Origin of the sequence: Microbacterium sp. zg-YB36 (assembly GCF_024623575.2) — a bacterium.
GTDB lineage: Bacteria > Actinomycetota > Actinomycetes > Actinomycetales > Microbacteriaceae > Microbacterium.
The window spans coordinates 236,418-259,089 of sequence record NZ_JANJFD020000003.1 but is presented as its reverse complement, the minus strand read 5'-3'; the positions used below and the strand labels follow the sequence as shown (position 1 = coordinate 259,089).

Here is a 22,672-nt window from a genome sequence, read left to right as displayed (position 1 = left end):
GCCGTTCTTGCCGCCCCGGCAGGGCCACGCGGCATCCGTAGACTCGGGTCATGACCGTCGCCTCCACGCCCGCTCTCGAAGCCGACCGCCAGCACCTCATCGCGCTGATCAGGGACGAGGCGGTGTTCCACGGCGACTTCACTCTGTCCAGCGGCGCCAAGGCGACCTACTACGTCGACATGCGCAAGCTCACGCTCGACCACCGCGCCGCGCCCGCGATCGGGCGCATCATGCTGGATCTCGTGCGCAACGTCGACGGTGTCGTCGCCGTCGGCGGCCTCACTCTCGGTGCCGACCCGATCGCCAACGCGATCATGCACGAGTCGGTGCACGCCGGCACGCCGCTGGATGCGTTCGTCGTGCGCAAGGAGCCGAAGGACCACGGCCGCGGCCGGCAGGTCGAGGGCGCCGACGTCGTCGGCAAGCGGGTCGTCGTGGTGGAGGACACCTCCACCACCGGGCAGTCCGCGCTCAAGGCCGTCGAAGCGCTGCGCCGCGAAGGCGCCGAGCCCGTTGCCGTCGCCGTGATCGTCGACCGCAAGACCGGGGCTCAGGACGCCGTGGAGGCCGCTGGCCTGCAGTGGCTCGCCGCGATCGACCTCGACGACCTGGGTCTGCAGCCGCAGTAGCGGCCGCGCTCGCCCGGGCTACGCCTGGAAGATCGGGAGCTGCGACGCGAGCGCCAGCACCAGGCCCAGCAGGGTCAGCACGAGCACCGCCCTGCGGTTGGTGGTCGCCCCTGACTCGGATGCCTGTCGCGACGTCCGCACGAACAGGACCAGTGCCACCAGCAGGACCGCGAGCCCCGACACTCCCAGCAGGATCGCCATGTCAGTGGTCCTGGCCGCGCCCGCGGATGTACTGCACCACCACGATCACCAGCGTCGTCGCCGTCATCAGCGCCACCGACACCAGCAGCAGGGTCTGTTCGAATTCGTTCACGGGCGTTTTCCTTCCACGGCATCCGCGACCAGTTTCGCGATGCGTGCCGACTTGGTCTCCGGCCGCTTGGCCATCGCGATCTGGGTGAGGCCCATCTTGCGGGCCGAGCGGGGGAATGCGTCCCAGTTCGCCCGCGCCGCCGGCACGGCGTCCAGTGCCGCCGTCAGCTCGGCCGGCTCGATGCCGGCCTCGGGGCCGTCCAGCAGCTCCCAGGCGCCGGATGCCTTCGCGGCCTCGATCGCGCGCCTGCCTGCGTCGGTCATCTCGCCGGATGCCTCCAGCTCGATCACCCGCGCCTTGTTGGTCGCCGCCCAGCCGCTGCCCGGCCGGCGGGGCGCATACCACTGGCCGAGCATCTCGGCGTCGTACGGACGCACCGTGCCGTCCACCCAGCCGAAGCACAGCGCCTGGCGCACCGCGGCGTCGTAGCCGACCAGTTCCGCGGCCACTCCGGCGCGCGGGCGCAGCAGCCACACGCCGGTCGAGGTGGCATGGTGCTCCTCGAGCCAGGCGCGCCAGGCCGCGGCATCCGTCGCCCGCAGCGCCTCCGCCTCGTCCAGCACGCCCATCACAGCACCTCGGGCAGCTCGGTCTCGGCAGGCTCGGGGTTCAGCAGATCGGCGACGGAATTGAGGATCTCGTCGGGGCGGAACGGGTAGCGCTCGATCTCGGTGCGGTCGCTGATGCCGGTGAGGACCAGCACCGAGTGCAGGCCCGCCTCGATCGCGGCGACGACGTCGGTGTCCATGCGGTCGCCGATCATGCCGGTTTCCTCGGAGTGCGCGCCGATGCGGTTCAGGGCCGAGCGGAACATCATCGGGTTGGGCTTGCCGACGACGTACGGCTCCTTACCGGTGGCCTTGGTGATCAGTGCCGCGAACGCACCTGTCGCCGGCACGACGCCGTAGGGGGTGGGACCGGTGGCATCGGGGTTGGTGACGATGAACCGCGCCCCGTTGTTGATGAAGCGGATGGCCTTCGTGATCGCCTCGAACGAGTACTGCCGCGTCTCGCCGACCACGACGTAGTCCGGCTGCGTCTCGGTAATGATGTAGCCGGCCTCGTGCAGTGCGGTCGTCAGCCCCGCTTCGCCGATGACGTACGCGGTGCCGCCGGGCAGCTGCGAGCGCAGGAACTCCGCCGTCGCCAGCGCCGAGGTCCAGATGCGGTCCTCCGGCACGTCCAGCCCCGACGCGCGCAGCCGGGCGCTCAGGTCGCGGGGCGTGAAGATCGGATTGTTCGTCAGCACGAGGAACGGCGTGCCGCTGTCGCGCCACTGCGCGAGCAGTTCGGCCGCGCCCGGGACCGGGCGGTTCTCGTGGACGAGCACGCCGTCCATATCGGTCAGCCAGCATTCGATGTCGGCGCGGGTCCGCATGTGGCCAGCCTATCGGCGCCGCGTGCCCCTAATGTCGGAGGGGTGGCGAGACGCGGAGACGACTGGGACCCTGAGTGCCTACCCGACCTCGGCGGACGTCGCTACCTGATCACCGGCTCCAACAAGGGCCTGGGGTTCTTCTCCGCACTGCAGCTGACCCTCGCCGGCGCGCACGTGGTGATGACCGGCCGCAACCCCAACCGACTCGCCGCCGCGCGCGCCGCGCTGACGCGACAGCTGCCGGATGCCGCGCCCGGCACCGTGGAGACGCTGCTGCTGGACACCAGCAACCTCGGCTCGGTGCGCGCCGCCGCGGCCACCGCCCGCGGCCGCCGGGGCCTGGACGGCCTGCTGCTGAACGCGGGCATCGTGCACCCGCCCAAGGCACGCGAGCTCACCGCCGACCGGCACGAGATGGTGCTGGCCAGCAACGTGCTCGGGCACTTCGTCCTCGCCGGCGAGCTGCTGCCCTCGCTCGCCGCCGCCGGCGGACGCATGGTGTGGGTGGGGAGCATGGCCACCTCGATGTGGCAGTACGACCCGGAGGACCCGGAGCTGAAGACCGGCTACTCGGCGTGGCGCGCCTACGTGCAGTCGAAGGTCATGACCGCGGCGATCGGCTACGAAGCCGACCGGCGGCTGCGGGAGGCGGGCGTGCCGGTGGGGAGCCTCGTCGCCCACCCCGGTTACTCCACCAGTGGTCGTACCCGCGGCATCCTGGGGGTCAATGAACCCAGCCGCGGCACCCGCTTCGCCGACAACCTGCAGGCCGCGTTCGCGCAGTCCAAGGAGCACGGCGCCTGGCCGCTGGTGCGCGCGATGGTGGATCCGGATGCCGAGAGCGGCTCGTTCTGGGGCCCGGGTCAGCTCTCCCGCGGCGTCCCGCGTCAGGCGACGCCGTCGAAGATCACGACGGACTCCGACCGCGCGGCGCGCCTGTGGGAGTTCTGCGAGACGGCGACGCGCGTGTCGTGGCCGTTCGAGACGGCGGCGCGCACCCGCCGCCGCATCCGCGGCTGACCCGACCGCGCACCCGAGCGGCACCCGTCAGGCGGTGATCCAGATCGCCTCGGCGGCGCCGTCGGGCAGCGCCACGGCCGGTGCGCCGTCGATGGAGACGAGGCCCCCGCCGGTGACGGTGAGGGTGTGTCCCACGTCGATCCCGGCATCCTCACACGCCCGCAGCAGTGCGGCTTCGCGGTCGCTCACCCGCAGCACCCGCCCGCTGTGGCCGGCCGCCGCACGCGCCAGCAGCACGAAGGGTTCCCGGTGCACGATGCCGTCGGCATCCGGGATCGCGTCGCCGTGCGGGTCGAAACGCGGGTGTCCCAGCCGGGCGTCGATGCCGGCCAGCAGCCGGTCGCTGATGGTGTGCTCGAGCACCTCGGCCTCGTCGTGCACCTCGTCCCATGCGTAGCCGAACTCGCGCACGAGCCACGTCTCCACCAGCCGGTGCCGCCGGATCACCTCCGCCGCGCGGCGCTCGCCGGCTGCGGTGAGCGTGATCGGCCCATACGGCCGGTGTGCCACCAGGCCCTGCGCCGCGAGCTTCTGCACCATCTCGGTGACGCTCGACGGCGCCAGTCGCAGTTCCGCCGCCAGGCGCGACGGGCTCATCGGATCGGTCTGCCACTCGGTGTGGTGGTAGATCGTCTTCAGATAGTCGTCGACGGCGGTGGGCGAAGCGGGCACCGATCCAGGCTACTCGCGGGTGGTCACGCGCCGGTGAGTACCAGCCACAGCAGCAGCGCGTTGAGGGCGATCAGGAATACGGATGCCGCGACTCCCGCGATCGTCGTCCACACCCGGTTGCGGTGATCGCCCAGCACATCGTGCCGGGCGGTGAGAGCGACCAGTGGCACGAGGGCGAAGGGGATGCCGAACGACAGCACGACCTGGCTGAGGATCAGCGCGACGGTGGGGTCGAACCCGATCGCCAGGATCACCAGCGCCGGGATCAGCGTCACCAGGCGGCGCAGGATCAGCGGCACGCGCACGCGCAGCAGCCCGTGCATGATCTCCGCGCCGGCATACGCGCCGACGGCGGTGCTGGCCAGGCCACTGGCGAGCAGGCCGACGGCGAACAGCGTCGCCACGACCGGGCCGATGCCGTCGTGCAGCGCCGCATGGGCGCCCTCGAGGCTGTCGGTGCCGGGCACCCCGGACAGCGCCGCGGCGGCCAGCAGCAGGATGCACAGGTTCACCGTGCCGGCGACGGCCATCGCGATCGTGACGTCCCACTTTGTGGCCCGCAGCAGTCGGGCGGAGGTGATGCCGCGGCGCACATCGAGGGTGCCGGCATCCATCCCGATGGCCGGCGCGAACCGGTCGCGGGTCAGCGCGGAGTGAGCGTAGATCGCGTGGGGCATGATCGTCGCGCCGAGGATGGAGGCGGCCAGCAGCACCGAGTCGGCACCTTCGAAGCGGGGGACCAGGCCGCCGGCGATCCCGGCGGGGTCGGGAGGTGCGACGAAAACGCCGAAGACGAACCCGATCGCGATGATGAGGACGAGCCCCGCGATGACGAACTCGAACGCGCGCGGACCGCGCCGTGACTGCAGCAGCAGCAGCCCGATCGACACGACGCCGGTGATGACGCCGCCCCACAGCAGCGGGACGCCGAACAGCAGGTTGAGCGCGACCGCGCCGCCGATGACCTCGGCGATGTCGGTGGCCATGGCGACCAGCTCCGCCTGCAGCCAGTAGGCGCGGCGCCCCCACGGGTTGCGGAGCCGGTCGCCGAGAACTTCGGGCAGGCTCTGCCCGGTGACGATGCCGAGCTTGGCGGAGAGGTACTGGATGAGCCACGCCATGACGTTGCCGATCACGACGACCCACACCAGCAGGTAGCCGTAGCGGGCGCCGGCGGTCATGTTGCTGGCGACGTTGCCCGGGTCCAGGTACGCCACCCCGGCCACGATCGCCGGTCCCAGCAGCCACGCGAGCTTTGAGGAACCCAGCGCACGCCGCGTCGGAGGGTCGGGGCGCTCCAGCGACGCAGCTTTCGGCATGCCGAAAAGTTAGCAGATACTTCGGCCAGCCGAAATGCGGGGTGGGGCGTCGGAATTCAGGCTGTGGGGCCGCGAGGGGCCGATATCCAGGGTGCCACAGCTCCACAGACTGAATTCCGACGCGGTTTCGCTCGTTAGCCTGGTTCGGTGACCGACTCCGCCGCACCCGCCCCCGAGGCCGACGCGGCCGATTCCGCCGAGCCGACCCTGCCGCACGGCGTCGGGCCGTGGCCGGGTGGCCCGGATGCCTGGCCCGACGATCCCCGTTACGACCCGGAGCTGCTCGCGCACGGCGACCGCCGCAACGTGATCGACGCCTACCGCTACTGGACGATGGCGGCGATCGTGGCCGATCTCGACGCCAAGCGGCATCCGTTCCACGTCGCGATCGAGAACTGGCAGCACGACATGAACATCGGCTCGATCGTGCGCAGCGCCAACGCGTTCGGTGCCGCCGAAGTGCACATCATCGGCAAGCGCCGCTGGAACCGTCGCGGCGCGATGGTCACCGACCGCTACCAGCACGTGCGCCACCACGAGGATGTGGCCGCCTTCGCGGCGTGGGCCGCCGAGGCGGGCCTGCCGATCGTCGCGGTCGACAACGTCCCGGGTTCGATCCCGGTGGACCGGGCCGAGCTCCCCGAACGCTGCGTCCTGCTGTTCGGCCAGGAGGGCCCCGGCCTGTCGCCCGAGGCGCTGGCCGCAGCCGACAGCGCGGTGGAGATCGCCCAGTACGGCTCGACCCGCTCGATCAACGCCAGCGCCGCGGCCGCCGTCGTGATGTACGAGTGGTGCCGCCGCTGGGCGTGATCAGCCGCCTGCGGTGATCCACTCCGGCCGCCGCACCCGCCAGCCGAGGGTCGCCAGCCGCGCCAGCATGTAGACGCCGAAGAACGTCGCCGCCAGCCACGCCAGCCCGGCCGCACCCGGCGGTTGCAGCGCCGCCACGATGAGCAGCGCCGGCACGAAGGGCACCAGGTTGAGTCCGCCGGCGATCGCGAGATAGCGCGCGTCGCCCGCTCCCATCAGCACCCCATCGAGCACGAAGACCACCCCGCAGATCGGCTGCGCCACGGCGAGCACGAGCAGCGCGGGCTGGACGAGGGCGGCCACCGCGGGGTCGCCGGTGAAGACCAGACCCAAGACCGGGGATGCCGCGGCGACCACCGCGCCCACGATCACACCGAACCAGACGCCCCACGCGACGGTGCGCCCCAGCACTCGCCGCACGCCCCGCTCGTCCCCGGCGCCCAGTCCCTTGCCGATCAGCGCCTGCGCGGCGATCGCGAGGGCGTCCAGCGCGAACGCGGCGGTGGAGAAGATCGTGAACGCGATCTGCCAGCCGGCCAGTTCGTCGGTGCCGAGCCCCGTCGCCACCGCGACGGTGGCCAGCAGTGCCGCCCGCAGCGACACCGTACGAAGGAACAGCCACCCGCCGGAGCGGGCCGAGCCGCGCATCCCGTCGCGCTGGGGGAGGACGGATGCCGCGTGGCGCCGGGCCAGGCGCCTGACCACCACGGCGTACGCCGCGACCATCCCCCACTGCGCCATCACGGTGCCGAAGGCGGAGCCGGCGATGCCCCAGCCGAACCCGTAGATGAACAGCCAGTTCAGCAGGGCGTTTGCACCGAAGCCGAGACCGGCGATCCACAGCGGCGTGACGGTGTCCTGCATGCCGCGCAGCAGCCCGGTCGCGGCGAAGACGATGAGCATCGCAGGCAGGCCCCACATCGAGATGCCGAGGTAGATCTGCGCCTGCTCGGCCACCTCCGCCGATGCGCCGAACAGGGCGACGATGCCCGGTGTCGCCAGCGATCCGGCCACCGCCAGTGCCGCGCCCAGCCCCAGAGCCAGCCACAGGCCATCGACGCCGGCCCGCACCGCCGAGGCGAACTGCCCTGCGCCGAACCGGCGGGCCACGGCCGGGGTGGTGGCATACGCGAGGAACACCATGAGCCCGACGATCGTCTGCAGCACCGCACTGGCGATGCCCAGGCCCGCCAGTGGCACGATCCCGAGATGCCCGACGAGGGCGGCATCCACGATGAGGAACATCGGCTCGGCCACCAGCGCGCCCAGCGCAGGCACCGCCAGCCGCAGGATGTCGCGGTTGAGAGTGTCTCGCGTGGTCACCCGTCGAGCCTATTGGCGTTAATTCCGTGTTACAGATCGCGCCGGTGGCTGATGCACCCGAACCGCCACCCCTATAGTCGGAGAGGTTAGAGGTCCTACCACTGGAGTGACATGCAAGAGCCCAGCCCGCGCTACACCGGCTACACGTCGTTCGACTACCTGGAGCCGCACGCCGACTACCGCGTCTTCGCACTGGCGACCGAGTTCGACCGGGTGCCCTCGTACGACCTCGGTCTCGACGAAGAGCAGACCGCGCGCGTGACCCGGATCCTCCACGACGAGCACGCGATCTCGCTGCACGAGCACCCGAAGATCCTGACGGCCGATCCGTACGAGTTGCGCGAGTACAACCACACCGGTCGCAACGCCATGGGGTTCGCCGGGCTCGCACGGTCGGGGATGTCGGCATACTTCGACAACTTCATGAACGGCACCAACTGCGTCACCAGCGAGAGCGGCTGGAAGTGGAACGACGTCATCTTCGACATCGGACTGCGCTTCGCCGACGTCGCCCAGCAGGACCACGTCGTGCTGGCCCGCACGGTCGCCGACCTCGAGAAGGCCAAGGCCACCGGCCGCATCGCCCTCGTGGCCGGACTCGAGGCGGCGACGGCCATCGAGAACGAACTCGACCGCCTCGACATCCTCTACGGTCTCGGGATCCGCCAGATCGGCATCGCGTACTCCATGGCGAACCAGCTGGGGTCGGGTCTTGCCGAGCCCACCGACGGCGGGCTGACCAACTTCGGTCGCCGCGCGGTCGAGCGCATGAACAAGCTGGGCCTGGCCATCGACATCTCGCACTCCTCGGACCGCACCAGCCGGGAAGTCGTCGAAGCATCGTCGGTGCCGATCTTCATCACCCACGCCGGAGCCCGCGCCGTGTGGCCCACCAACCGCATGAAGCCCGACGACGTCATCGTCGCCTGCGCCGAACGCGGCGGCGTGATCGGCATCGAAGCCGCTCCCCACACCACACTGTCGGCGGAACACCCCGAGCACTCGCTCGAATCCGTCATGGACCACTTCCGGTACTGCGTCGACCTGGTCGGCATCGACCACGTCGCATTCGGGCCTGACACCAACTTCGGAGACCACGTCGGTCTCCACGATTCCTTCTCCGGCCATCTGACGATCCAGCAGGCGCACGGGCACGTCGAGCACCCCCGGGTGCCCTACGTGGCCGGCATGGAGAACCCCGCGGAGAACTTCACCAACATCGTCGGCTGGCTCGTCAAGAACGGGTACAGCGACGAGGACATCCGCAAAGTCATCGGAACCAACGTTCTTCGTGTGTTGAGAGAGGTCTGGTAACAAATGAAGACAAGAAGAGGATTCGCCGCGGTCGCGGCGATCGCCGCAGCCGCCCTGATATTCAGCGGCTGCGCCCTGAACGCCGACGAGCCGGAACCGGCCGGAGCCGAAGGCGGAGCGACGCTGCGCATCGGCACCACCACCGACGTCGCCAACTTCAACCCGCTGGGGTCGCTGTCCAAGACCGACAGCTGGATCCTCAACGCGATGTACCCGCAGCTGATGCGCATCGACTCGAGCGGCCAGAAGGTTCCCGAACTCGCCGAGGGCTACGAGCTCGAGGATGACGGCGCCACGGTGATCTTCACGCTGCGCGACGACTACGAGTGGACCGACGGCGAGCCGGTCACCTCCGAGGACGTGCGCTTCACCGCGCAGGCGATCATCGACAACCAGCTCGGAAACGTCGCAGCCAAGCTCACCTGGGTGCAGTCCATCGAGACGCCCGACGACCACACCGTGATCTTCCGGCTCACCGAGCCCTACGCGCCGTTCGCGGAAGGCGTGGGCTTTTGGATGCGGGTCGTCCCGGCGCACCTGTTCGGTGAGGTCGACGACCTCGCCGGCTTCGCGAACGACTCCAACTGGGTCGGTGCCGGCGCGTACGTGCTGGACTCCATGACGCGCGGCCAGCGGTACACGATGAAGGCCAATGAGAACTACCCCTACGCCCCCGAGGGCGGCGCGCAGGTGGAGACCGTCGAATACGTCGTGTACCCCGACGTCAACACGATGCTCCTCGCGCTGCGCAACGGTGACATCGACCTGATGGGCAACTCCGTCCCCGCCTCGGCGGTGGCCTCGCTGGAGTCCGACCCCAACATCGAGATGGCCGAGGTCGGCGCGCTCGGCTTCGCGCACCTGACCTACAACATGCAGCACCCGGTGCTCGCGGAGCAGCCGGTGCGGCAGGCGCTGTCGATGGTGGTCGACACCGAATCGATCATCGCCACGATCCTGCAGGGCGACGGCGAGCAGATGGCCGGCCCCATCGGCCCGATCTTCCCCGGCTTCGACAACCCCGACGTGGAGCCGTACGCGTTCGACCCGGATGCCGCGCGCGAACTGCTCGAGGAGGCCGGCTACGCCGACGCCGACGGTGACGGCATGTTCGACGAGCTGTCGTTCGAGATCCTCTGCGACCAGTCCAACGCCAACCTCTCCCGGGTGGCGGAGGTCGTGCGGGAGGATGCCGCTGCGGCAGGCATCAACCTGTCGCTCGCGTGCATCGAGCGCAACACGTTCCTCTCGCGCACCAAGAACGGCGAGTACGACATCGACCTGTCGCAGTGGGGCGTCTTCGACAACCCCATGGACCAGCTGCGCAGCACCTACCTGTCGTCCAACCCGGGCGGCATCAACTACAACCTGGTGCAGGATGCCGAGCTGGACGCGCTCATCAACGACGCGGCCGTGACGATCGACCAGGACGAGTTCGCGGAGAAGATCCAGGCGATCGACGAGTACGTCCACGACCAGGCGCTGCTGACGCCCCTGTACGTCGAGACGTTCCGCTTCGCCTACCGCGGCGACCGGTTCGAGGGCTTCGACCCCTCGCCCAGCGACCTGCTGGGCATGGTGACGGGCTACTCGCTCGCCCAGGTCCGCGCGCTGTAAAAGAACGACCACGACACGACGAGGAGGGAGGGCAAACCATGCTGCGCTACGCATCGAAGAAGTTCCTACGGGCGGTGCTGACGATCTGGATCGCCGTCACCATCACGTTCTTCCTGCTGCGGCTGCTGCCGGCAGACCCCACCCTCCTCGTCGTGGAGGGCGACATGACGCCCGAGATGCAGGCGGCGCTGCGCGAGCGGTACGGACTGGATGAGCCGCTGCTCGTGCAGTACGTCCTGTACCTCGGGCAGCTGCTCACCGGCAACCTCGGGGTGTCGTTCCGCCAGCTGACCCCGGTGCTGGACATCCTGCTGGAGCGGCTGCCGTGGACGCTGCTGCTGGCAGGCTCCGCGTTCGCGCTGACCATCCTCATCGGCATCCCGCTGGGCGTGTACGCGGCGGTGGGACGCGGCAAGCTCGTCGACAAGCTCGTGCAGTTCCTCGGCATCACCAGCAACGCCCTGTTCGTCCCGAGCGTCGCGATCCTGCTGCTGCTGGTGTTCGCCGCGAACCTGCAGTGGTTCCCGATCGGCGGCGCGATCGACCCGGATACCCGGGGGCTGGCGGCATACGGAAGTCTGCTGCAGCATCTCGCGCTGCCCCTGCTGTCCCTCGTCGTGGTGCAGGTGGGGCCTTATGCCCTGACCCTGCGCACCAACATGCTCGAGGTGCTCGGTGAGGACTACATCAAAAGCGCCAGGTCACGCGGGTTCAGCGAACGCCGCACGGTGTGGCACCACGGGCTGCGCAACGCCTTCATCCCGGCGCTGACCCTGATGGGTCTGCAGCTGGGCAGCCTCGTCGGCGGCGCGGTGCTGACCGAGACGATCTTCGCCTATCCGGGCATCGGCCGGCTCATCTACGAATCCGTCCAGCAGCTGGATTACCCGATGCTCCAGGGCGCGTTCGTGCTGCTGGCCGTCACGGTGGTCGTCGCCAACCTCATCACCGATCTCATCGCCATGTTCCTCAACCCCAGGATCCGCACATGAGCACAAGCGCACCTGCCCCGACCACGCTCGGCGCATTGACCACGCGGCGCCGACGGCGCGGCGGAGGGTTCTTCTCCGCCCCGTCGGGCTGGATCTCCATCGGCGTGCTGGTGGTGTTCGTGCTGACCGCCGTCTTCGGGCCGATGATCATCGAGCGTCCCGCGGGGCTGGGCACCGACATCCTCCAGCCGCCCTCGTTCTCGCACTGGTTCGGCACCGACGACCTCGGCCAGGACGTGTTCGCCCAGGTCGTGTGGGGCACGCGCGTGAGCCTGCTCGTCGGCGGCGCGGCATCCCTCATCGCCATCGTCATCGGCACCGGGCTGGGCCTGCTGGGCGCGTACGTCCGCCGGCTCGACCCGATCGTGACGACCCTGACCGACGTCATGCTGTCGCTGCCCATGCTGCCCCTGATGATCCTCGTCACCGCGCTGGCGGGGCCGAGCGTATTGACACTCACCGTCGTCATCGGGGTGCTGTCGTGGGCGGAGGTGGCGCGCCTCATCCGCTCGAACGCGCTCGTGGTGTCGTCCATGCCCTATATCGACGGCGCTCGCGTGCTCGGCGCCAAGCCGCTGCGGATCCTCGGCACCGAACTGCTGCCGGCGGTCATGCCGCTGGTGATCGTGAGCGTGCTGCTGCAGGCGGCGCGCGCGGTGATCTCCGAGGCCGGCCTCAGCTTCCTGGGGATGGGGGATCCCAACACCTGGTCGTGGGGTCGCATCCTGCTCAACGCGCAGCGCTCCGGCGTCATCGCGACCGCCTGGTGGCAGACGCTTTTCCCGTCGCTGGCGATCCTCGTGCTCGTGCTGGCAGCCACCGTCGCCGGCATCCGCTACAACGACTCGCGCGACCCGCGACTGCGGGAGGCATGAGATGAGACTTCCCGATGAGTTCTACGAGCGTGTGCAGAACCGCGTGCGGCGGCGGCTGGCCGAACGGGGCCTCGACGGCATCATCGTCACCGCGCCGGCGGACGTGGCCTACCTGATCGGCTTCTTCTACGCCGTGACCGAGCGGCCCGTGTACCTGTGGTTCGGCGCCGACGGGTCGCGCTTCGTGCTCATGCCGGAGCTGGATGCCGAGTACGCGCTGGCCCAGGACATCCAGGCCGAGATCCGCACCTACTTCGAGTACCCCGGGACCACCCGCCCCGAGGCGCACCTCGCCGCCGCGCTGCGCGACCTCGGCGTGCGCAGTGAGCGCGTCGGCATCACCGCCTCGCTCAGCGTCGGCGCCCGTGACGCGCTCGGCGACGCGCTGCCTGGCACGACCTTCACCCGCACCGCGGTCGTGTCGGAACTGCGCGTCGTGAAGGAGCCCGAGGAGATCACGCTGCACCGGCAGGCGGCCGAGATCTGCGACGACATGCTGGATGCCGGGCGGCGGCTGATCGAAGAGGCGCTGGCCGGCGGCACACCGCTTCCCACCGAGAGCGACCTGGCCCGCCATGTGATCGCGTACGGCACCGACCGCATGTACGCGCAGTACTCGCACGTCATCTACACCACCAAGCTCGCCGGCGGTCTGGTGTACGCCGGCCCCAACGCGGCTCGCCCCCACGGCCTGCCGTCCCGGCGACGCCTCGAGGTGGGCGACACCCTCATCCTGTCCCTCGGCGCTGCGGTGGCCAGCCGCTTCGTCGAGAGCGAGCGCACCTTCATCATCGGTCCGCCCAGCCGCCAGCAGCGGGAGTTCTATGCCGTCGCGCAGCGCGCGCAGGAGGTCGGCACGCAGGCGATGGTCGTCGGTCGCACCTGCGCCGACGTCAACGCCGAGGCCCTCGACGTCATCCGCGACGCCGGGATGGGCGAGTACATCCGCCACCGCCTGGGCCACGGCATCGGGATCGCCCAGCACGAGCCGCCGTGGGTCGAGGACGGTGACCCGACCGTGCTGGTGCCGGGGATGATCCTCTCCAGCGAACCGGGGATCTACGTGCCCGGGCACGCCGGCTACCGCATCTCCGACTCGGTGCTGGTCACCGCCGTCGGCCCTGAACGCCTCACCCGCTATCCGCGCCAACTCGAGGAGAACGTGATCACGTGAGCGAGTACTTCCACACCATCAACGGTGCACGGCTGAAGCTGCAGGTCTCCGGGCCCGACGACGCCCCGGCCATCATCGTGCACCACGGCGCGCCGGGGCTCGGCTCCCGCTCCGAGCCGGTGCGCTCCTTCGGTCCCTTCGCCGACGCGTACCGCATCGTCACGTTCGACGCCCGCGGCTCCGGGGAGTCCGAGGACCTCCCGCCGTACACGCACGCGCAGTGGGTCGCCGACATCGACGCCATCCGGGAGCACCTGGGCCTGGACACGATCGTGATGGCGGGCGGCTCCTACGGCGGGTTCCTCGCGATGGAGTACACCCTCGCCCACCCGGAGCGGGTGCAGGCGCTCATCCTCCGTGACACCGCGGCGAACACCGACTACGACCACCTCGCCGTCGAGCGGGCGCGTGCCACCGACCGGGTCACGATCGACGAGTGGACGATCTCGCGGATCGGCACCGGCCACTTCGCCGACAACACCGAGTTCGAGCGCTACTGGCGTGGCATCCTGCCGCTGTACGACCACTCCTACGACCCGGCCGCCACCGAGCGCAAGGCGCAGGCCACGAGCTACCACTACGCGACGCACAACGCCGCGTTCGGGGTGAACATGCCCGCCTACGACCTCACCGGCCGGCTCGGCGAGATCCAGTGCCCCACCCTCGTCGTCGTCGGTCGCCACGACTGGCGCACGCCGGTGCAGGCATCCGCCGCGATCGCCGATGGCATCCCGGCGGCGGAGCTGGTCGTGTTCGAGCAGTCAGGGCACTCGCCGCAGCTGGAGGAGCCGGAGAAGTTCCAGGCGGTCGTGCGCGACTTCCTCGACCGCGCGGGGGTGCGCCGGTGACCGAACCCATCCTCAGCGTCCGCGAGCTGTCGGTCGAGTTCCGCACCCGCGACGGCGTCGTCAAGGCCGTGCAGGACGTCAGCTTCGATCTGCCTGCCGGCAGTACGCTCGCCATCCTCGGCGAATCAGGATCGGGCAAGTCCGTCACGGCGCAGACCATCATGGGACTGCTGGACACCCCACCGGGGCGGGTGACCGGTGGTGAGATCATCCTCGACGGTCGCGACCTGCTGACGATGGATGCCGCCAGCCGCCGGGCCGTGAGCGCCGAGGGCATCGCGATGGTGTTCCAGGACGCCCTGTCGGCGCTGAACCCGGTCTACACCGTCGGCGGCCAGATCGCGGAGCTGCTGCGCGTGCGCCGCGGCATGAAGCGCCGGGAGGCGTGGGATCGCGCCGTCGAGCTGATGAACCGGGTGCGCATCCCCGCCGCCGCTCAGCGGGCGAAGGACTACCCGCACCAGTTCTCCGGCGGCATGCGCCAGCGCATCATGATCGCGATGGCGATCGCGCTGGACCCGCAGGTGCTGATCGCCGACGAGCCGACCACCGCGCTGGATGTGACGGTGCAGGCGCAGATCATGGAGCTGCTGGTGCAGCTGCAGGCCGAAACCGGAATGGGTCTGGTGCTGATCACCCACGACCTGGGTGTCGTGGCTGAAGTCGCCGACCAGGTGGCCGTCATGTACGCCGGCCGGCTGGTCGAGCGGGGCACGATCTTCGAGCTGTTCGAGCGTCCCGCGCACCCGTACACCCGCGGTCTGCTGCGCTCGATGCCGCGCCCCGACCGCGACGACGACAGCCTGTGGGCCATTCCGGGCGCACCGCCCAACCTGCTCGACCTCGGGCCGGGGTGCTCCTTCCGCCCGCGGTGCGAGTCGGCCATCGCGATCTGCGCGACCGAGCGCCCGGCGCTGGTGTCGCCGGGGGAGGCGGGGGCGCGGGTATCCGCATGCCACCGCCGGGAGGAGGTGCTCGTTGGACGAGCGTGAAGTGGTGCTGAGCGTGGATGCGCTCACGAAGCACTTCGGGATGGGCGGTGCCCGCTTCGGCGGGCGCGGCAAGGTCGTCCGTGCCCTCGACGGGGTGAGCTTCGACCTGCGCAAGGGCGAGACGCTCGGCATCGTGGGCGAGTCGGGATGCGGCAAGTCGACCCTGGCGCGCACCATCGTGGGGCTGGAGACGCCGACCTCCGGCAGCGTCCGCTTCCGCGGCGCCGACCTGCACCGGCTGCGCGGAAAGGCCCGCGACGACATGCGCCGCCGCGTGCAGATCGTGCTGCAGGACCCCTATTCGTCGCTGAACCCGCGCCGCACGGTGCGCGAGACGCTGCTGCAGCCGTTCCACATCCACCCCGAGCAGGTGCCTCGCGCCCGCCGTGAAGCGCGCATCCGGGAGCTGGTGGAACTTGTCGGGCTCAACCCCGATCACCTCGACCGGTACCCGTTCCAGTTCTCCGGCGGTCAGCGGCAGCGCATCGGCATCGCGCGCGCCCTCACGCTGGAGCCGGAGGTCATCGTCTGCGATGAGCCCGTCTCGGCACTGGACGTGTCGGTGCAGGCGCAGGTGGTCAACCTCTTCCAGAGCCTGCAGCGCGAACTCGGGCTGGCCTACGTCTTCATCGCGCACGACCTGTCGGTGGTCCGTCACATCTCCGACCGCATCGGTGTGATGTACCTCGGCCGGGTCGCCGAGATCGGCGATCACGCCGCCGTGTACGACACCCCGTCCCACCCCTACACCTCCGCACTGCTGTCGGCGGTTCCCATTCCCGACCCGGCCCTGCGGGGCACGACCCGCGTGCTGTTGGCGGGAGACCCGCCCAGCCCGGTCGATCCGCCCAGCGGCTGTCGGTTCCGAACCCGCTGCTGGAAGGCCCAGGACCGCTGCGCCACCGAGGAGCCGGTCCTCCGGCCACGCCACGGCACGACCGATGAGGTCGCCTGCCACTTCCCGCTCATGACGAACACCACCGCACGCTAGGAACACCCATGGCCTCCACCCCCGTCCAGCCCACCACCCCCGCCGCCGCCTACGACGGCTACACGGCGTACGGCTACCTTGCCCCCGGTGCCGATTACCAGCACTTCGAGCTGGCCGAAGAGGTGGGCCGCATGCCCGCGTATCGGATCGATCTGTCTGAGGCGGATGCCGCGCGCGCGGCACGCCTGATGGCCGACAACATCGTGCTGTCGCTGCACGAGCACGCGATCGTGCTGCCGGAGGACGGCGACCAGATCCGTCGCTACAACCGCACCGGCCGTCAGCGCACGGGGTATCGCGGGCTCGCCCACTCCGGGCTCACCGCCGTGATCGACAACTTCATGGCCGGCGCCTCGTGCGTCACCAGCCAGCACGGCTGGAAGTGGGACGACATGATCTACGCGCTCGGCTTCCGCCTGGCCGACCTCGCCAAGCAGGACTACGTGCGCCTGGCCACCTCCACGCAGGACATCCGCGACGCCAAGCGCGACGGCACGGTGGCGCTGATCGCCGGCTTCGAGTGCTCCACCATGATCGAGAACGAGCTGGACCGCATCGATATGCTCTACGGGTTCGGGGTGCGACAGCTGGGCATCGCCTACTCGCAGTCCAACATGCTCGGCTCGGGGCTGAGTGAGCGCGACGACGCTGGTCTGACGAACTTCGGCCGACGTGCCGTGGAGCGCATGAACAAGCTCGGCATGCTCATCGACATCTCCCACTCCGGTGACCGCACGTGCCTGGAGACCATCGAGCACTCTGCCGTGCCGGTGATGATCACCCACGCCGGTGCCCGTTCGGTGTGGCCGATCGACCGGATGAAGTCCGACGAGACGATCATCGCGTGCGCCGAGCGCGGCGGGCTGATCGGACTGGAGGCGGCGCCGCACACCACGCTCTCCGACGCGCACCCCACCCACTCGATCGACTCGGTCATGGACCACTTCCGCTACTGCGTCGACCTCGTGGGCATCGACCACGTGTCGTTCGGCCCTGACACGATGTTCGGCGACCACGTCGCCGTGCACCGTGCGTACGCCGGAAACTACGCGCAGAAGTCCCCCGACGGCATCGCGCACCCCCGCGTCGAATACGTCGAGGGACTGGAGAACCCGGGGGAGAACTTCTGGAACATCACCTCTTGGCTGGTCGCAAACGGGTACAGCGACGAGGACATCGTCAAGGTCCTCGGCGGAAATGCCCTGCGCGTGCTGGACGAGGTCTGGTAGAACCGGAGCAGGGCGGTGTTCAGTGACCTTCAGTGATGGGATCCGATGGCCAAGCGTGACAGCGTTGTGGACAGCACGGTCGCACAGTTGCGACAGCTCATCGCCACGCAATATCAGATCGGCGATCGACTGCCGAACGAGAAGCAGCTCGCCGAGGGCCTCGACGTCAGTCGTGGTTCGGTGCGCGAGGCCCTCGGCACGCTCGCGGCCGAGGGGGCGGTCACCCGCACGTGGGGGGTAGGCACGTTCGTCAGCGTGCCGCGGTCCACGTCGTCGCTGAGCATGGCGGCGATCGAGTCGTATCGCGAGCGGGTGCGGGCAGCCGGGCACGAGGTGGCACTGCTGCGCGCGCACTGCGAACTGGCGAACCCGGAGCCGATGGCAGCGCGGGCCCTGCGCACCGGGCCGGACGAGCAGGTCTGGCGCGTGGAGCGGCTGTTCGCCGTGGACGGCGTGCCCTCGGCGCTCATGATCGAGCACATTCCCACGACGATCGGCGGCGTCACGATCGACCCGAGCGCGATGACGAGTCTGGAGTCGGGCCTGTTCGACATGCTCGACGCGCACATCCCCGGCATCGTGACGCACACCTCCACCGAGGTGGAGGCGGTCGCCGCGCGTGAACTCGAGGCGGCCGACCTGCGCATCGCGGTGGGCGCGCCGGTGCTGCGCACCGAGCAGTTCACCCTGTCCGATGACGACACCTGTCTCGCCCACGGCGTCACGGTGCAGCACACCGACGTGCTGCGCATGCGCATCGTCCGCTGAACCGGTCGCGACCGGCCGGCATCCGCGTGCCCCCTATCCTGGACGCATGACCGACGCCCTCCCCTCCGGCCTCGCGCTCGACGATCTGAGCCCCGAGATCCGCCCCCAGGACGACCTGTTCCGCCACGTCAACGGCGCGTGGCTGGCTCGCACCGAGATCCCCGACGACAAGGCGCGTTGGGGATCGTTCCATCTCATCGCCGAGCAGGCCGAGAAGGACGTCCGCGCGATCATCGAAGAGGCGCAGGATGCGCAGCCGGGCACCGAGTCGCGCAAGATCGGCGACCTGTACACGAGCTTCATGGACACCGAGCGCATCGCCGAACTCGGCGCCGAGCCGCTGCGGCCGCACCTGGACGGCGTGGACGCGATCTCGTCGATCCCGGAGCTGCTGGCCACCGTCGGCGGGCTCGAACGCGATGGCGTGGGCGGTTTCATCGGCCTGTACATCGAGCCCGACCCCGGCAACCCGCAGCGCTACGTGCCCTTCGCGCTGCAGAGCGGGCTGTCCCTCCCGGACGAGAGCTACTACCGGCTGGAGTCCTTCGCCGAGACCCGCACCGCGCACCGCGCGCACGTGCAGCGCATCCTGGAGCTGGCGGGGGTGGCCGATGCCGCCGCGCAGGCCGACCGGGTCGTGGCGCTGGAGACCGAGCTGGCCGCCCACCACTGGGACAAGGTGCGCAGCCGCGACGCCGTGGCCACCTACAACCTCAAGACCTGGGACGACATCCGCTCGCTGGTAGCGGTCGACCTCGACCCCTGGCTCGACGCCCTCGCGCCGGGGCGCCGCGAGGCGTTCGCTGAGGTCAACGTCAACCAGCCGTCCTACCTCGAGGGGCTCGGTACTCTGCTCGTGCCCGAGCGGCTCGAGGACTGGAAGGCGTGGCTGCGGCTGCACATCGTCCACGGCTCGGCGGCGTTCCTGTCCGACGAGTTCGTCGAGGAGAACTTCTCCTTCTACGGCACGCAGTTGACCGGCGTTCCGGTCAACCGTGACCGGTGGAAGCGTGGCGTCGGTCTCGTCGAGGCGGCGCTGGGTGAGGCCGTCGGCAAGGTGTACGTCGAGCGTCACTTCCCGCCCGCCGCGAAGATCGCGATGGACGAACTGGTCGCCAATCTCGTCGAGGCCTACCGGCAGTCGATCCGGGGCCTGGAGTGGATGAGCCCCGAGACCCGGGAGCGCGCCCTGGCCAAGCTCGACGCCTTCACCCCCAAGATCGGCTTCCCGGTCAAGTGGAAGGACTACGCGACCCTCGACATCGACGCCGGCGACCTGCTCGGCAACGTGCGGCGCGCGCATGTCTGGGAGCACGACCGCCAGGTGGCGCGGGTGGGCCAGAGCGTCGACCGCGACGAATGGTTCATGACGCCGCAGACGGTGAACGCCTACTACAACCCGCTCATGAACGAGATCGTGTTCCCCGCCGCGATCCTGCAGTACCCGTTCTTCGACGCCGACCGCGACGCGGCGGCAAACTACGGCGGCATCGGCGCGGTGATCGGTCACGAGATCGGTCACGGCTTCGATGACCAGGGCAGCCGTTTCGACGGCGACGGGTCGCTGCGCGACTGGTGGACGGATGCCGACCGCGCCGCCTTCGAGGAGCGCACCGCCACCCTCATCGCCCAGTTCGACAAGCTCGTGCCCGAAGGGCTCACACCCGACCATCGCGTCAACGGCGCCCTCACGATCGGCGAGAACATCGGCGACCTGGGGGGCCTGGGCATCGCGCTCAAGGCATACGCGTTGTCGCGCGGTGCGGGCATCGACGGCGACCCGGTCGACGCACCCGTGATCGACGGGTACACCGGCATCCAGCGTCTGCTGCTGAGCTGGGCGCAGATCTGGCAGCAGAAGGGACGGGATGCCGAGACGATCCGGCTGCTGACAATCGACCCGCACGCGCCCAACGAGTTCCGCTGCAACCAGATCGTGCGCAACATCGACGCGTACTACGTCGCCTTCGACGTCACCGAAGGCGACGCGCTCTGGCTGCCCCCGGAGGAACGCGTAACCATCTGGTAACCCTCGCCGCTTCACCCAGACGTACGATCGATGTGAGCGCATCGCCTCGTCAGTGGAAGGACGCACGCGTGGGCATCCCCGACCCGCAACGCAGCAGCGAGACGCAGCAATCGCGTCGCGGCGGCCACCGCCGGCCGCGTCGCGCGGCTGCCACACGCCGCTCGTTCACGGCGACCTGGAAGGCCCTGGACGACCTCGCCGCCTCCGGCGCGCGCGTGTCGGTGCGGGTGGATGACCTGGACAGCGGGGCGACCCTGCTCGCGGGGGACGACCACGAGACCCTGCCGGTGGCAGGGCTTGGAATCGTGCCGCTGCTCATCGAGACGGCGGCGGCGTTCGAGGAGGGCCGGCTGGACCGGCTCGAGATCATCGACCGGGAACGGTTGCCGCGGGTGGCGGTGGCGGGAGTGTGGCAGCACCTGCTGGCACCGGCACTGCCGTTGGCCGACCTCGCCGTGCTCGCCTCGGCCACCGGCGACGCGCTGGCTGCCAACGCGCTGCTCGGCCGGGTCGGACTGGGCGCGGTGCGCGCCCGCCTCGAGGAGCTGGGTCTGGACCAGACGGCGCTGCTCGATGGATTCCGCAACGAGCGCGGGCCCGACGACGCCCCGCACGTGGCCGTCGGCACCGCGCGGGAGTTCGCGTCACTGTTCGCCTCCCTCGTCAACACGCAGACCGTCTCGCCCGGGGTCAGCGCGCAGGTGTCGGAGTGGCTGAGCCTCAACGTGGATCTCACCCTGGTGGCATCCGCTACCGGCCTTGACCCGTTCGCGCACGAGGACGACGCCCACGGGCTGCTGTTCGTCAACAAGACCGGGCGGGGTGACGGCATCCGCTCCGAGGCCGGCGTGCTCGCCGGTCCCCGCGCCGGCGTGGCCTATGCCCTGCTGGTGGCGTTCGACGATCTGTCGATCGCGCACCGGTTGCGCGCCCACGATGCCTTCCGCACCCTCGGTGTCGAGCTCATGGAGTACGTCTACTGAGCCGTGGCGCTCGCCGCCGCCGTCGAGAAACCACATTCTGGATGAGAAACCACGCGATGCGTGATTTCTCATCCGAGAAGTGGTTTCTCGTGTGGCGCTCGGGGTGGTCCGGCCGCCGTGAGCGCGACAGGATGTCGGCATGGAGCATCCGCTGATGTTCGATCCGGACGATCCGCTGCTGGAGCGGGTGCGGGTCGTGTGCATGGCATACCCCGGCGCGCAGGAGCGGATCAGTCACGGCCGGCCGAACTTCTTCACCGTTCGCACGTTCTGCTACTTCGGCGGGGGCCAGCGGCGCGGCAAGGGCGATTGGCTCAGCCATGATCACGCGATCCTGGTACGGCCCGATCCCGATGACGAACCGGCGCTGCGCGCGGACGACCGCTTTTTCGTTCCCGGGTCTCTCGGAGCGTCGGGCTGGCTCGGCATCGACCTCGCCGATGCCGGCTGGGACGAGATCGCCGAGCTGATCGACGCGTCGTTTCGGGTGACCGCTCCGGCGCGCCTGGTCACGGAGTGGGACGCATCCGGGGGAGGGCGGGCGTCGTGGCGATGACGTCCGAAGAACCGGCCGGCGACCTGCGCGCGCTCGCGGCGGAGTTCGCGGCGGCGATCGTATCGAACGACGCGGACCGGATCGCGTCGTTCATCGGCCCCGAGTGGCGATTAGTGGATGCCGACGGGGTGACGACAAGAGAACAGTTCCTCGACGTGGTCCGCTCCGGCCGGCTCACGCATTCCCGTATGCACGCCGTCGGTGACGTCGACGTGCGGCGGTACGGGCCGGTCGGAATCGTGCTGGCGCGGGTGGTCAACACCGCGCACCTCGACGGCCGGACCTACGAGGCGGACGAGTGGACCACGGATGTCTTCGTCCGCTCCGGCGACGCGTGGCACTGCGTGCACAGTCATGTGACGCCGGCGGCCTGAGTCGGCTGCGACTCGCCTCAACCGCCGTGTCGGGGGTGACGAGTACGTTCGCGTCATGGCCAGCCTGGATGACGTGCGTCGCATCGCCCGCGGGCTGCCCGGCAGCCAGGAGCGGGGCATGACCGGCGGTGCGGCCTGGTTCGTGCGCAACAAGCTCTACGCGTGGGAGTGCCACCCCTGGCCGAGCATTCCCGAGGACATGCGCGCGATCATCGCCGCCGAGCCCGTGGTCGGGGTGAAGGTCGCCGACCGTGCCGACGCGCTGGCACTCGTGGAGATGGCGCCCGATGTGTTCCTGCGAACGACGACGCGGTGGAGCGAACCGAAGGTCGCGTTCCGCATGGCCGCAATCGACGCCGACCACCTCGTGGAATTGGTGACCGAGGCCTGGCGCGTGCAGGCGCCGAAGTACCTCCGCGCGCAGTTCGATGCGGCCCATCCCGTTTTCGGCGCCTGACGGCGGCGT

24 protein-coding genes are annotated in these 22,672 nt (G+C 69.9%); 18 read left to right on the top strand and 6 right to left on the bottom strand.

Features of this window, described 5'->3' with window-relative positions; translation table 11 throughout:
* The first annotated feature begins 50 nt into the window (after positions 1-50).
* Entirely contained in the window at positions 51-629 is a 579-nt protein-coding gene (pyrE, locus tag NQ151_RS10515) for an orotate phosphoribosyltransferase (RefSeq protein WP_257528043.1), read from the top strand.
* Positions 630-647: 18 nt separating this feature from the next.
* Here pyrE and NQ151_RS10510 read toward each other — a convergent pair whose 3' ends face one another.
* The 3 genes from NQ151_RS10510 to NQ151_RS10500 all read right to left on the bottom strand — a co-directional run bounded on the left by NQ151_RS10510 (position 648) and on the right by NQ151_RS10500 (position 2,320).
* Positions 648-830: a hypothetical protein gene (locus NQ151_RS10510; RefSeq protein WP_257507371.1), complete on the bottom strand. Its 183-nt coding sequence runs from the start codon at positions 828-830 to the stop codon at positions 648-650.
* Positions 831-938: 108 nt separating this feature from the next.
* Entirely contained in the window at positions 939-1,511 is a 573-nt protein-coding gene (locus NQ151_RS10505) for a YdeI/OmpD-associated family protein (protein ID WP_257507372.1), read from the bottom strand.
* On the bottom strand, positions 1,511-2,320 hold the full coding sequence (locus NQ151_RS10500) for an HAD-IIA family hydrolase (protein ID WP_257528042.1): 810 nt from the start codon (positions 2,318-2,320) through the stop codon (positions 1,511-1,513). The genes NQ151_RS10505 and NQ151_RS10500 overlap by 1 nt, the downstream gene beginning before the upstream one ends.
* 42 nt (positions 2,321-2,362) lie before the next feature.
* Here NQ151_RS10500 and NQ151_RS10495 point away from each other — a divergent pair, with 42 nt between their 5' ends.
* Positions 2,363-3,340: an SDR family NAD(P)-dependent oxidoreductase gene (locus tag NQ151_RS10495; RefSeq protein ID WP_257507374.1), complete on the top strand. Its 978-nt coding sequence runs from the start codon at positions 2,363-2,365 to the stop codon at positions 3,338-3,340.
* Positions 3,341-3,367: 27 nt separating this feature from the next.
* Here NQ151_RS10495 and NQ151_RS10490 read toward each other — a convergent pair whose 3' ends face one another.
* Together NQ151_RS10490 and NQ151_RS10485 are read right to left on the bottom strand one after the other, a co-directional pair.
* Entirely contained in the window at positions 3,368-4,012 is a 645-nt protein-coding gene (locus NQ151_RS10490; RefSeq protein ID WP_257528041.1) for a metal-dependent transcriptional regulator, read from the bottom strand.
* A 23-nt stretch (positions 4,013-4,035) separates the two neighbouring features.
* Positions 4,036-5,331 (bottom strand): Nramp family divalent metal transporter, encoded by a 1,296-nt coding sequence (locus tag NQ151_RS10485; RefSeq protein WP_257528040.1) that lies wholly within the window; start codon positions 5,329-5,331, stop codon positions 4,036-4,038.
* 147 nt (positions 5,332-5,478) lie between these two features.
* Here NQ151_RS10485 and NQ151_RS10480 point away from each other — a divergent pair, with 147 nt between their 5' ends.
* Entirely contained in the window at positions 5,479-6,141 is a 663-nt protein-coding gene (locus NQ151_RS10480) for a TrmH family RNA methyltransferase (RefSeq protein WP_257507377.1), read from the top strand.
* Here the strand turns inward: NQ151_RS10480 and NQ151_RS10475 are convergent, their stop codons facing one another.
* Positions 6,142-7,464 (bottom strand): MATE family efflux transporter, encoded by a 1,323-nt coding sequence (locus NQ151_RS10475; protein ID WP_257528039.1) that lies wholly within the window; start codon positions 7,462-7,464, stop codon positions 6,142-6,144.
* Positions 7,465-7,575: 111 nt separating this feature from the next.
* Between NQ151_RS10475 and NQ151_RS10470 the strand changes: the two genes are divergently transcribed.
* The 15 genes from NQ151_RS10470 (at position 7,576) to NQ151_RS10400 (ending at position 22,663) form a co-directional block, all read left to right on the top strand.
* The gene (locus NQ151_RS10470) at positions 7,576-8,778 is read left to right on the top strand and encodes a dipeptidase (protein WP_257528038.1); all 1,203 of its coding nucleotides are present in this window, start codon (positions 7,576-7,578) and stop codon (positions 8,776-8,778) included.
* Positions 8,779-8,781: 3 nt separating this feature from the next.
* Complete coding sequence (locus tag NQ151_RS10465) at positions 8,782-10,395, top strand: ABC transporter substrate-binding protein (protein ID WP_257507380.1); 1,614 nt, start codon at positions 8,782-8,784, stop codon at positions 10,393-10,395.
* 38 nt (positions 10,396-10,433) lie between these two features.
* Positions 10,434-11,387 (top strand): ABC transporter permease, encoded by a 954-nt coding sequence (locus NQ151_RS10460; protein WP_257528037.1) that lies wholly within the window; start codon positions 10,434-10,436, stop codon positions 11,385-11,387.
* The gene (locus tag NQ151_RS10455) at positions 11,384-12,262 is read left to right on the top strand and encodes an ABC transporter permease (RefSeq protein ID WP_257507382.1); all 879 of its coding nucleotides are present in this window, start codon (positions 11,384-11,386) and stop codon (positions 12,260-12,262) included. The genes NQ151_RS10460 and NQ151_RS10455 overlap by 4 nt, the downstream gene beginning before the upstream one ends.
* 1 nt (position 12,263) lies before the next feature.
* Positions 12,264-13,436 carry a M24 family metallopeptidase gene (locus NQ151_RS10450; RefSeq protein ID WP_257528036.1) on the top strand — a complete coding sequence of 391 codons (1,173 nt, stop codon included), beginning with the start codon at positions 12,264-12,266 and terminating at the stop codon, positions 13,434-13,436.
* Positions 13,433-14,284: an alpha/beta fold hydrolase gene (locus NQ151_RS10445; protein ID WP_257507384.1), complete on the top strand. Its 852-nt coding sequence runs from the start codon at positions 13,433-13,435 to the stop codon at positions 14,282-14,284. Before NQ151_RS10450 ends, NQ151_RS10445 begins: the two co-directional genes overlap by 4 nt.
* Positions 14,281-15,276 carry an ABC transporter ATP-binding protein gene (locus tag NQ151_RS10440; RefSeq protein WP_257528035.1) on the top strand — a complete coding sequence of 332 codons (996 nt, stop codon included), beginning with the start codon at positions 14,281-14,283 and terminating at the stop codon, positions 15,274-15,276. Before NQ151_RS10445 ends, NQ151_RS10440 begins: the two co-directional genes overlap by 4 nt.
* Complete coding sequence (locus tag NQ151_RS10435; RefSeq protein WP_502883574.1) at positions 15,263-16,267, top strand: ABC transporter ATP-binding protein; 1,005 nt, start codon at positions 15,263-15,265, stop codon at positions 16,265-16,267. Before NQ151_RS10440 ends, NQ151_RS10435 begins: the two co-directional genes overlap by 14 nt.
* 8 nt (positions 16,268-16,275) lie before the next feature.
* A complete protein-coding gene (locus NQ151_RS10430; RefSeq protein ID WP_257528034.1) occupies positions 16,276-17,496 on the top strand; it encodes a dipeptidase in 1,221 nt (406 codons plus the stop codon).
* Positions 17,497-17,541: 45 nt separating this feature from the next.
* On the top strand, positions 17,542-18,264 hold the full coding sequence (locus NQ151_RS10425; protein ID WP_257528033.1) for a GntR family transcriptional regulator: 723 nt from the start codon (positions 17,542-17,544) through the stop codon (positions 18,262-18,264).
* A 46-nt stretch (positions 18,265-18,310) separates the two neighbouring features.
* On the top strand, positions 18,311-20,293 hold the full coding sequence (locus NQ151_RS10420; protein WP_257528032.1) for a M13 family metallopeptidase: 1,983 nt from the start codon (positions 18,311-18,313) through the stop codon (positions 20,291-20,293).
* A 74-nt stretch (positions 20,294-20,367) separates the two neighbouring features.
* Complete coding sequence (locus NQ151_RS10415; protein ID WP_502883576.1) at positions 20,368-21,276, top strand: serine hydrolase; 909 nt, start codon at positions 20,368-20,370, stop codon at positions 21,274-21,276.
* A 139-nt stretch (positions 21,277-21,415) separates the two neighbouring features.
* Positions 21,416-21,832, top strand: coding sequence for an MmcQ/YjbR family DNA-binding protein (locus NQ151_RS10410; protein ID WP_257507389.1), 417 nt, complete (start codon positions 21,416-21,418; stop codon positions 21,830-21,832).
* Entirely contained in the window at positions 21,829-22,206 is a 378-nt protein-coding gene (locus tag NQ151_RS10405) for a nuclear transport factor 2 family protein (protein WP_257507724.1), read from the top strand. The genes NQ151_RS10410 and NQ151_RS10405 overlap by 4 nt, the downstream gene beginning before the upstream one ends.
* A 55-nt stretch (positions 22,207-22,261) precedes the next feature.
* A complete protein-coding gene (locus NQ151_RS10400) occupies positions 22,262-22,663 on the top strand; it encodes an MmcQ/YjbR family DNA-binding protein (RefSeq protein WP_257507390.1) in 402 nt (133 codons plus the stop codon).
* Positions 22,664-22,672 lie beyond the last annotated feature (9 nt).